Origin of the sequence: Saccharothrix hoggarensis, assembly GCF_042678885.1 — a bacterium.
GTDB classification, from domain to species: domain Bacteria; phylum Actinomycetota; class Actinomycetes; order Mycobacteriales; family Pseudonocardiaceae; genus Actinosynnema; species Actinosynnema hoggarensis.
Window position 1 is genome coordinate 1 of the sequence record NZ_JBHTLK010000312.1, and the last position, 6,577, is coordinate 6,577.

Below are 6,577 nucleotides of genomic sequence, written 5' to 3' on the forward strand. Positions count from 1 at the left end.
CCACGCGGGCGGCGGCGCGTCGGAGCCCGCCGGCAACCCGGCGTCCACGACCGGCACCAGGACGCGCACCCCGCGACCGGTGAGCCGGGCGGCCAGCGGGGTGAAGTCGGCGTCGCCGGTGACCAGCACGACCCACTGCAACGGCGCGGTGGTGGCGCGCTCCCACACCTCGAGCGCGAAGTGGACGTCGACGCCCTTCTCCTTGCCGCCGTGCAGCGGCAGGTCGTGCCGGGTGACGCCGGCGGCGGCCAGCACCGCGTCGAAGGAGGCGGCGGGGGTCTCGATGCGTCCGCGCACGTAGTGGGCCTCGTGCACCACGCAGTCGTCGAGCGCGTGGCCGGTTTCGGTGTGGACGTGCCAGCGCAGCGCGTCGTGGAAGCCGTCGAGCGCGATCCGGGCGGCGCGGGGGTGCGCGGTGGCGTAGAAATCGCTCAGGTAGGCGAACCACGTCCCGTCGTAGAACACCCCGATGCGCACGATCTCCCCCACGCGGCCGACCCTACCCGCACCGGGTCGGGGGCCTGCCGCGCGCACCGCGTCCCGGTCGTGGCGTGACGACGGGTGCCGGCGGACGACTTCCCGCGTAGGCCGCCTACGAGCACGGGAGGGGGCGATGAACTCCGACGACGGCGTGGTGACGGTCCGGCTCGTCGTGGAGCCGGACGAGGAGTCGGGGCCGGACGCCGGTGGCGATCGTCTTGCCGTCCGGGCTGAAGGCGGCGATGGCGCCCGCGTTGTGGCCGACGAGGGTGGCCACGGCCGAATCGCGGTTCCACAGCACCACGTGGTCGTCCCGGATGACGGCGGCCCTGGTCCGGGAGGCGAACACCACGTCGGTGTGGCCGGCGGCGGGGAAGGTGGCGAGACGTCGACCGTCCACCGAGGTCCTCGCAGTCGGAGGGAGCACCTCCGTGCTGGTGGTCGACGCGGTGACCGGCGCCACGCGCGGCGCGATGGTCGGCCACAGCGACAAGATCAAGCACCTCGCCTACGGCGCCGACGGCAGGACCCTCGCCACCGCCGGCTCCGACGGCACCGTGAGGTCGTGGCCGACGTGACGGAGCCGGCTCAACCGGCCGGCGGCCGGGCGGCCTCGGCATAACGGCGCGCGAGGTGCGCGAAGGCGTCCCTCAGCTCGGCCGGGCCGACGACCTCGACGTCGGCGTCGAACCGGCCGATGGCGGCGGCGAGGCCCGTCCACGACCACGAGCCCAGCACGAGCCGGCACCGGTCCGGGCCGAGTGCTTCGACGACCCCGTCCCGGGTGAAGGGGGACACGGCGGCGGCGGGCAGCGCGAGGACCACCTCGCCGCGGCACGGCCACTCACCGGAGCCGTCCGCGCCCCGGAACCTGTCCGCCACGAACGCCGCCACGTCACCGCCGGGCAGCTCGCGCGGCGTGAACCGGGGTCCGTTCGGGGTGCGCGGGCTGATGCGATCGGCCCGGAACGTGCGCCAGTCGTCGCGGTCGAGGTCCCACGCGACGAGGTACCACCGCCCGCCCCACGTGACGAGGTGGTGCGGTTCCGCCCGGCGCGGCGGTCCCGGCTCGCCACCCGACGCCGACGGGTAGTCGAAGCGCAGCACCTCACGGGCGTGCACGGCGGCGCTCAACACCGTGAGCGCCCTGCTGTCCACCGGGGCGTCCGGTCGGACCGCGGGCCGTTCGACGGCCGTCACGCGCAGCGTGTCGACGCGACGGCGCAGCCGAGCGGGCATGACCTGCCGGACGGTGGTCAGCGCCCGCGCCGCGGCTTCCCCGATGCCGGCGCCGGTGGTGGTGGCGGTCCGGAGCGCGATGGCCAGCGCGACGGCCTGGTCGTCGTCGAACAGCAGCGGCGGCAGCTCGGCGCCCGCGTCGAGCCGGTACCCGCCGTCCGGGCCTTTGACGGCCGCGACGGGGTACCCCAGCTCGCGCAGGCGGTCGACGTCACGGCGCACCGTGCGCGGGCTGACGTCCAGCCGTTCCGCCAGCAGCGCGCCCGGCCAGTCGCGGCGGGCCTGGAGCAGCGAGAGCAGCGCCAGCAGACGCGCTGAGGTCTTCGGCATGCCTCCATGATCCCCGGAGAAGAGGACACAACCTGTCCGCTTCACTGTCGAGGCTGGTCACATGCCAGTCAACGACCACCACCCGAAGGGCCGCAACGCCGTGAGCGCCGCCACCAAGACTCCCGGGACCGTCGACGCCGAGCGGGCCGCCCTGCTCGCCGCGCTCGCGACCGCGCGATCCGCCCTGACCACCACGCTGCGCGACCTCACCGACGAGCAGCTTGCCGAACGCCCGGTGGTCAGCGAGCTGTGCCTGGGCGGACTGGTCAAGCACGTCACGTCCGTCGAGGAGGCGTGGCTGCGGTTCGCGGTCCAGGGCCCGTCGGCGATGCGCTACGACCTGCCGGACGGCGTCACGTGGGCCGACCTCGCCGCCGGCACCGCTCGCGAGGCGCCGCGGTGGGCGATCGACCACCGCAACGCCTTCCGGGTGCTGCCCGGCGAGACGGCGGCCACGATCCTCGCCCGGTACGCGCAGGTCGCCGCCCGCACCGAGGAGGTCGTCGCGACCATCCCCGACCTGTCGGCGACGCACCCGCTGCCCGAGGCGCCGTGGCACGAGCCGGGCGCGGTGCACAGCGTGCGGCAGGTGCTGCTGCACGTCATCGCGGAGACCGCGCAGCACGCCGGGCACGCCGACATCCTGCGCGAGGCGCTGGACGGCCGGACGTCGAGCTGACCGGACCACCCCGAGGGGAACCGACATGACCCCCGCCATCGACGTCGACCCGCTGGGACCACCCTGATGACCGTGCTCGACACCCGCGCCCTGAACCGCGCGACGCTCGCCCGACAGCTGCTGCTCGACCGCGCCGACGTGCCGGTCCTCGACGCCGTCGCGCACCTGGGCGGCCTGCAGGCGCAGGAACCGCAGGAACCGTTCACCGGGCTCTGGTCGCGCCTGCGGGCGTTCGACCCGGCGGTCCTCTCGGACCTGCTCGTCCGGCGGCACGTGGTGCGCACGCACCTCATGCGGCGCACCGTCCACCTCGTCACGGCCGACGACGCGGTGGCGTGGCGGGCTCGGCACGACGCCATGCTGCGGCAACGGGTGCTCGGCACCTACCGCCGCGAGCTGGCCGGGGTGGACCTCGACCGGCTCGCGGCGGCGGGCCGGGAGGTGCTGGCCGACGGCGTGCCGCGCTCGATGCCCGAGCTGGCGCGGGCGGTCGCGCACCGCTGGCCCGCGGCCGGGACGCGAGCGCTGGGGGAGGTGCTGATCGCCGCCCTCATCCCCACGGCGCAGCTGCCGCCACGCGGGCTGTGGCGCACGAAGGCCGGGGTGCGCAACCTGCCGCTGGCCTCCTGGCTGGGACGCGAGGTCGACCCGCTGCCTGCGGACGGCTCCGACCCCGTGGGCCAGGCGTTGGTGCTGCGCTACCTGGCCGCGTTCGGGCCCGCCGCCACGGCCGACGTGCGCGCCTGGTCCGGTGTCGCCGGCCTGCCGGCCGCGGTGGCCGCGATGCGGGACGAGCTGGTCACGTTCCGGGACGAGCGGGGCCGCGAGTTGCTGGACCTGTCCGACGCGCCCCGGCCCGACCCGGACACCCCGGCCCCGCCCCGGTTCCTGCCCGCGTTCGACAACGCGCTCCTCGGCTACGACGACCGCACCAGGATCGTCGACGACGCCCACCGCGGCCTGTCGGTCGCCGGCGCCCGCGTCGTCCTGGTGGACGGTCGGGTCGCCGCGACGTGGCACGTGGACGCCGACGTCGTGGTCGTCACCCCGCTGCGCCGCCTGTCCCGAGGCGACCGCACCGCCGTCGCCGAGGAGGGGCAGGCGCTGGCGGCGTTCCTCTCGGACGGGGACGGCGGCGTCCGCATCGACCCGTCGTCGCCCTGACCGCCGACCGGGCGTCGCGTACGTCGATTTGCGTACGCGGGACCCGCGCGCGGGTCGATGTCCGGCGCACGGCCGCGGTCCTACGGTGGAGCACGTCGAAGGAACCGCCCGCGTGCGCGGCTTCCGACCCCCGTCCTCCCGCGGAGTGCCCGTGCGCCGAAGTCTGCTGTCCTCGTTGTCGTTGCTCGTCTCGACCCTGTACGTCTGGGTGGCCGTGGTGGCCTTCGGCGGCATCCTGGTCGAGACGATCGTCATCTACCCCAACGTCTTCCACGACCCGCCCGCGTCGCTCGCGCAGGCGGTGGCGTTCTTCGCGATCACCGGCCCGGCCGACCTGTTCCCGCCGATGGGCGCGCTGACCGTCGCGCTGGCCGTGGCCACCCTGGTGCTGCTGTGGCGGGTCCGCTCGGCGCGGTGGTGGCTGGTGGCCGGTCTGGCGTCGCTGGTCGTCGGCGAGTTCCTGTTCTCGGTGCTGTTCTTCTGGCCCCGCAACGAGATCATGTTCGACGAGGGCGCGACGGTGCACTCGGTGGAGGTGCTGCGCCGGACGGCGGTGGAGTTCGAGACCGGGCACTGGGTGCGGCTGGCCGTGAGCGGGCTGACCGCGGTGCTCGTGTTCACGGGCTACCAGCGGTTCCGGCGCGCCTCCGGCACGGCGGTGGGCGCGTGAGCCGCCGGACGGGGCTGCCCGTGCCGTGGCTCTGGGCGTTGGCCCTGCTGGGCGTGCCGCGGGTGGTGGCGCACGACCTGCGGCTCGTCGGACCCGTCGTCAACGCGGTGCTGGTGTTCGCGCCCATCGCGGTGTGGTTGGCCGTCGTGCTGTGGCGGCGGGTGCCGAACCCGTTCCTGGCGCTGCTCGTCGTCGGCGCGTGCCACGGCGTCCTGCTCGCCGTGACGCACCAACTGCTGTGGGCGCAGGCGTTCGCCGGCACCGCGCCCGACTTCGCCGGCGGGCAGGTCGTGTTGCGGATCTCCGCCGCACTCAGCAGCCTGGTCACCGGCACCGCGGTCGGTGCGGTCACGGGCGCCGTCGGGTGGGTGCTCGCCCGGCTGGTGCCCGCGTTCCGACCGCGTCGGCGAGGGGAGGAGTCCTGACCGCACCGGCGGAGTCGGGCCGGCGGGAGGTGGCGGTCGACGCCGGCCTGGCCGCGCTCGTCGCGGTCGTGGTCGGCACGGCCATCACCGCCAACGTCGGCGACACGGCCGCACCGCACCCCGCGGCCTACGCGTTCGCCCTGGTGCTCGGGGCGCTGATGGTCGTCCGGCGTCGGTGGCCGGTCGGCACGCTCGTCGCCACGACCGCCGTGCTGCTCCTCTACTACACCTCGGCGTTCCCGCCGGTCGGGTTGGCGGTGCCGGTCGGGGCGGCCCTGTACTCGGCGGCCGAGCAGGGACGGCTGCGGTGGGCCGTGGGCGCCTCGGTCGGGTTGCTGGTGCTCTCCACCGCCGTCCGCGCCCGGGAAGGCGACGACCTGGCCTACCTGCTGGGCTACGAGTTCGTCGGCTCCGCCGCGCTCATGGCGAGCGTCATCGCGCTCGGCGACGCCGTGCGCTCCCGGCGGGGTTGGCGGGCGGAGCTGGACCGCCAGGCGCGGGCGGCCGAGCTGGAACGCGAGCGCGAGGCCGCCCGGCGGGTCGAGCGGGAACGGGTGCGGGTGGCGCGGGACCTGCACGACCTGCTCGGGCACACGGTGTCGGTGATCTCGCTGCACGCCGACGTGGCCCGCGAGGCGCTGGAGGACGACCCCGACACCGCCCGGCGGTCGTTGGCGGCCGTCCGCGCGGCGTGCGGTGACGTCGTCCGCGAACTGCGGGCCACCGTGCGCGCGCTGCGGACCGCCGACGACAACGACCCCGTGCCGGGGCTCGACCGGCTGGACGACCTGGTCGCCTCCACCCGTGCCGCCGGCCTGGACGTCCGGGTGGACGTCACCGGCGCGCGCACGCCGCTGCCGGCGGTGGCCGACGCCGCCGCCTACCGGGTCGTGCAGGAGTCGCTGAGCAACGTCCTGCGGCACGCCGACGCGCGCCGGGTCGCCATCGGTTTGCGGTACACCGACGACGGGCTGCGACTGTCCATCCGGGACGATGGGCGCGGCGCGGGCGGTGAGCACGCGGCCGGCGGCTGGGGGATCATCGGCATGCGTGAACGCCTCGCCCTGCTCGGCGGCGACCTGCGCGCGTCGACCCCGCCTGACGGCGGGTTCCTGGTCGAGGCGGAGATCCCGAGGGCGGAGGCGCCGTGATCCGGGTCGTGCTGGTGGACGACCAGCCGTTGGTGCGGGAGGGCCTGCGGGCGCTGCTGGACCGGGCCGAGGACATCACCGTGGTCGGTGAGGCGGCGGACGCCGCGTCCGGCGTGGCGGTGGTGCGGCGGGAGCGACCCGACGTGGTGCTGATGGACATCCGCATGCCGGGTGGCGACGGCATCGCGGCCACGCGCCGCATCGTGGCCGACCCGGAGCTGCGGGACGTGCACGTCGTCGTGCTCACGACCTTCGACACCGACGAGCACCTGCTCGACGCCGTGCGCGCCGGAGCGGCGGGGTTCCTGCTCAAGGACACGTCACCGGACGACCTGCGCGAGGCGGTCCGGGTCGTCGCCGGGGGCGACGCCCTGCTGTCCCCGGCGGTGACCCGGCGCGTGATGCGCGCGGCGGCGGCCGGACCGGCGCCGAGGTCGGG

General features: G+C 75.7%; 10 protein-coding genes. 7 read left to right on the forward strand and 3 right to left on the reverse strand.

Annotation, left to right across the window (positions count from 1 at the left end):
- Together ACFQ3T_RS33235 and ACFQ3T_RS33240 are read right to left on the reverse strand one after the other, a co-directional pair.
- A partial coding sequence (locus tag ACFQ3T_RS33235; RefSeq protein ID WP_380729562.1) for an NYN domain-containing protein occupies positions 1-489 on the reverse strand: 489 nt, incomplete at its 3' end.
- Between the two features lie 103 nt (positions 490-592).
- Positions 593-880 carry a hypothetical protein gene (locus tag ACFQ3T_RS33240; RefSeq protein WP_380729564.1) on the reverse strand — a complete coding sequence of 96 codons (288 nt, stop codon included), beginning with the start codon at positions 878-880 and terminating at the stop codon, positions 593-595.
- Between the two features lie 31 nt (positions 881-911).
- Between ACFQ3T_RS33240 and ACFQ3T_RS33245 the strand changes: the two genes are divergently transcribed.
- Positions 912-1,058, forward strand: a complete 147-nt coding sequence (locus ACFQ3T_RS33245; RefSeq protein WP_380729567.1) for a hypothetical protein — start codon at positions 912-914, stop codon at positions 1,056-1,058.
- 10 nt (positions 1,059-1,068) lie between these two features.
- On the opposite strand, the gene ACFQ3T_RS33250 is transcribed toward ACFQ3T_RS33245, so the two are convergent.
- On the reverse strand, positions 1,069-2,049 hold the full coding sequence (locus tag ACFQ3T_RS33250) for a helix-turn-helix transcriptional regulator (protein WP_380729569.1): 981 nt from the start codon (positions 2,047-2,049) through the stop codon (positions 1,069-1,071).
- Positions 2,050-2,110: 61 nt separating this feature from the next.
- Here ACFQ3T_RS33250 and ACFQ3T_RS33255 point away from each other — a divergent pair, with 61 nt between their 5' ends.
- From ACFQ3T_RS33255 to ACFQ3T_RS33280, 6 genes are all read left to right on the forward strand, one after another.
- Complete coding sequence (locus ACFQ3T_RS33255) at positions 2,111-2,728, forward strand: DinB family protein (RefSeq protein WP_380729571.1); 618 nt, start codon at positions 2,111-2,113, stop codon at positions 2,726-2,728.
- Positions 2,729-2,794: 66 nt separating this feature from the next.
- Positions 2,795-3,892: a winged helix DNA-binding domain-containing protein gene (locus ACFQ3T_RS33260; protein WP_380729573.1), complete on the forward strand. Its 1,098-nt coding sequence runs from the start codon at positions 2,795-2,797 to the stop codon at positions 3,890-3,892.
- Positions 3,893-4,043: 151 nt separating this feature from the next.
- Positions 4,044-4,562, forward strand: a complete 519-nt coding sequence (locus tag ACFQ3T_RS33265; RefSeq protein WP_380729575.1) for a DUF1772 domain-containing protein — start codon at positions 4,044-4,046, stop codon at positions 4,560-4,562.
- Positions 4,559-4,987, forward strand: coding sequence for a hypothetical protein (locus ACFQ3T_RS33270; protein ID WP_380729577.1), 429 nt, complete (start codon positions 4,559-4,561; stop codon positions 4,985-4,987). Before ACFQ3T_RS33265 ends, ACFQ3T_RS33270 begins: the two co-directional genes overlap by 4 nt.
- A gap of 29 nt (positions 4,988-5,016) precedes the next feature.
- On the forward strand, positions 5,017-6,138 hold the full coding sequence (locus ACFQ3T_RS33275; RefSeq protein ID WP_380729578.1) for an ATP-binding protein: 1,122 nt from the start codon (positions 5,017-5,019) through the stop codon (positions 6,136-6,138).
- The coding region (locus ACFQ3T_RS33280) for a response regulator (RefSeq protein WP_380729580.1) at positions 6,135-6,577 on the forward strand (443 nt) is incomplete at its 3' end. The genes ACFQ3T_RS33275 and ACFQ3T_RS33280, both read left to right, overlap by 4 nt.